Origin of the sequence: Ideonella azotifigens (genome assembly GCF_006519715.1) — a bacterium.
Taxonomy (GTDB): domain Bacteria; phylum Pseudomonadota; class Gammaproteobacteria; order Burkholderiales; family Burkholderiaceae_C; genus Ideonella; species Ideonella azotifigens.
Genome location: NZ_VIDT01000651.1, coordinates 1 through 3,045 on the forward strand (window position 1 = coordinate 1; position 3,045 = coordinate 3,045).

Sequence of the window (3,045 nt, forward strand, 5' to 3'; positions counted from 1 at the left end):
CCCAGCAAGGTGCAGGCAGACGAGCTGCCACGCGCGCTGGCGCAGCACGAGTTCGTCAACCACTACCAGCCCAAGGTCGAGCTGGCGACCGGGCGCTGGGTCGGCGTCGAAACCCTGGTGCGCTGGCAGCACCCGGTGCACGGCCTGGTGAGCCCGGACCAGTTCATTGGCCTGGCCGAGGAGCAAGGCCTGATCGGCGAACTCACGCGCCAGGTGCTGCGCCGGGCGCTGCGCGATTCACGCGAATGGACCTCGCAGCAGCGCCACCTGCAGGTGGCCGTCAACATCTCGATGGACAGCCTGTCGGCACTGGACTTCCCGGACCAGATCGCCGCCGAGGCCGCCGCTGCCGGCGTGGCCTTGTCCAGCCTGGTGCTGGAAGTCACCGAGAGCCGGCTGATGGCGCATCCGCTGGCCACGGTGGACGCGCTGACGCGGCTGCGGCTCAAGCGCGTCAGCGTCGCGATCGACGACTTCGGCACCGGCCACTCGTCGCTGACGCAGTTGCGCGACATCCCGTTCGACGAGCTGAAGATCGATCGCAGCTTCGTGCACGGCGCCTGGCGCGATGCCTCGCTGCGCAGCATCGTCGAATCCAGCCTGGGCCTGGCCGGCCAGCTGGGCATGAGCACCGTGGCCGAAGGCGTGGAAGACGAGGCCGACTGGCAGCTGCTGCGCCAGGCTGGCTGCCAACTGGCCCAGGGCTATTTCATTGCCCGGCCCATGCCGGCCGAAGAGCTGGACGCCTGGCAGCTGCGCTGGGCCACACGCGCCGCCTGGCTGACAGGACGCTGACGCCAGACCGCCCGCTCGCCACCCACGTGCACATTGCCGCATGGGGGGTGAAGCATTTCAAAGTGCTTCCCCGGAACAGACGCTGCTGGCAAGCTTCATGCTTCGCTCAGCGAACGTTGGGGCCCGCACTTCAAGGCGCAGCAAGCGCATCAAAGTGCACGTTACATCTGGTGACCTGTCATGCGCTGCACTCACAATGCGGCCCGTGGCAGCGCAGGTCCAGGCGTTGTTTTGTCTGTTTCGTCTCCAGAGGTAATTTGTGAGTACACGCCCACTGACTGCATTGACGCTGGCCGGCATGACCCTGCTTGCGCCGCTTGCGGCCCATGCCCAAGCGCTAAAATCTGACTTCGCGCCCAATGAGACCCAGGCCGCGCCGCGCAAGGACCTGCTGGACCTCGAGTTCAGCCCCTCGCGCAGCATGTTCACCTGGTGCGACAAGAACGGTCAGCTGTGGGTGGGCACGCTGGACCCTGCGACCGGCAACATCCTGAAGCCGACCTACAAGCTGCTGGACACCGATGCCATCACGCCGCAGGAGATGAGCATCACGACCAACGGGCCGGAGTGGGTGTCGACCTCCACTGGCGACCACGTCGTCTACACCAAGTTCGTGGCCGATCCGGCCAAGCCCTCGGCCGCCCGGCTGGCCCTGGTCGAAGGCAGTGCCGACGGCACGACCTGGGGCGCACCCATCATGCTGGGGCCCAATGCGGGCCGCAACGCGCCGTATGCCAGCGATGACACTGGCGACACGCAGCCGCGCATCAGCTATGTCGATGCGAAGAACAACCACTACTGGCGCTACCTGTACGACGTCGCGTCGGAAGCGCCAGTGCTGGGCATGGCCCGCACGCCCAAGCCGGTTTCGGTGCGATTCACCAAGGGCAACAACGGCCTGGTCTATTCGCAGGACGTCAACGGCACCAATCAGGTGTTCATGGAACAGCTCGACACCGGCAAGCTGACCCAGATCACCAGCGACGACGGCGCCAAGGACGTGCGCACGGTGCCCTGGATGTGGCGCGCCCCGGAATACAACAACAAGCTGGTGCTGCTGAGCACCGTCAACGAAAACGAGCTGCGCTTCTACAAGGGTGACGGCTCGGGCAAGTGGGCGGTCATCAACAGCATCATGCTGCCTGCGGGAAGCACCGTGGCCTCGCCCGAGCCCTTCGTCTACCTGGGCAAGTCCTACGTGGTGCTGGCGGTCAAGAGCGAGCCCTACACCTACCCGACGGCCATCTACATCGCCGCGGTCTCGCCCACTGCCACCACCAAGCTGTGGAAGGTCAGCGACGACGCCGATGGCCACGAGCGCATCGACCCTGAAGTCTTCATCACCACCCAGAACGGCGTGGTGGTCTTCTACAACAAGTTCAACCCGGCGATGGACCCAACCGGCGAGCAGCCCACCTGCGCCGCCTGCTCCGAAGGCCTGTTCCGCGCCACCACTGGATTGTGAGAGCGCCCCCGGGCCGACGCCAGCGTCGTCCGCCCCCCGAGGGGGTCAGGGAAACTTGGGGCGGCCCGGCGTTTCCTTGAGACCGCGCGTCGCCAGGTCGATGGACTGTCCGCGGTTTCTTTTTGGGTACACACCCGCTTTTCAGGGCATTGAAGGGATGTGGGCCGGGCCAGACTGGCGGACGTCATGCCGCACCCTCCCCGTTTGCTGAAACTCGTCTGGCCGCTGTTCCTCGAACTCGGTCTCGGCATGGCCGTGAGCCTGATCGGCACTGCGCTGGCTGCCCGGCTGTCCGACGAAGCAGGCGCCGGCTTTGCGCTGGCCAACCATGTGTTCGCCACGCTGTTCATGCTGTTCCGCGTCATTGGCGCGGGCATCAGCGTGGTGCTCACGCAATGCCTGGGCAGCCAGCGCCGTGACCAGGCCGACGCCGTGGCGCGTGCCGCGCTGGGTGCCGCCACCTGGATCGGTGCCGCGGCAGCCGTGATGGCGCTGGTCGGCGCGCGCGGCATGCTGGGTCTGGTGAATGCCCCGGCCGAGGTGCTGGTCGTCGCCGTGCCCTTCCTGATGACGCTGGCGCCCTGCATCCTGCTGGACGCCTGGAATGCCTCGATGGCCAGCGTGATGCGCTCGCACCTGCACGCCCGCGAGGCGCTGTTCGTCATCATCACGATGCATCTGGTGCACCTGCTGCTGGCCGTGCCACTGATGCGCGGCTGGGGCCCGGTGCCTGCCCTGGGCCTGCCCGGCTACGCACTGGCCATGCTGGGCGCGCGCTTCCTGGG

3 protein-coding genes are annotated in these 3,045 nt (G+C 66.8%); all 3 read left to right on the plus strand.

What is annotated here, in order from left to right:
- A partial coding sequence (locus tag FKP22_RS25670; protein ID WP_141290610.1) for an EAL domain-containing protein occupies positions 1-795 on the plus strand: 795 nt, incomplete at its 5' end.
- A 298-nt stretch (positions 796-1,093) separates the two neighbouring features.
- Complete coding sequence (locus tag FKP22_RS25675) at positions 1,094-2,260, plus strand: hypothetical protein (RefSeq protein ID WP_141290612.1); 1,167 nt, start codon at positions 1,094-1,096, stop codon at positions 2,258-2,260.
- Positions 2,261-2,446: 186 nt separating this feature from the next.
- Positions 2,447-3,045: MATE family efflux transporter (locus tag FKP22_RS25680; protein ID WP_259372462.1), on the plus strand; the 599-nt coding region annotated here is incomplete at its 3' end.

Bases quoted from the DNA above. Each gene is read 5' to 3' on its own strand.
- FKP22_RS25675 (WP_141290612.1), top strand. From the start codon at position 1,094: ATGACCCTGCTTGCGCCGCTTGCGGCCCATGCCCAAGCGCTAAAATCT.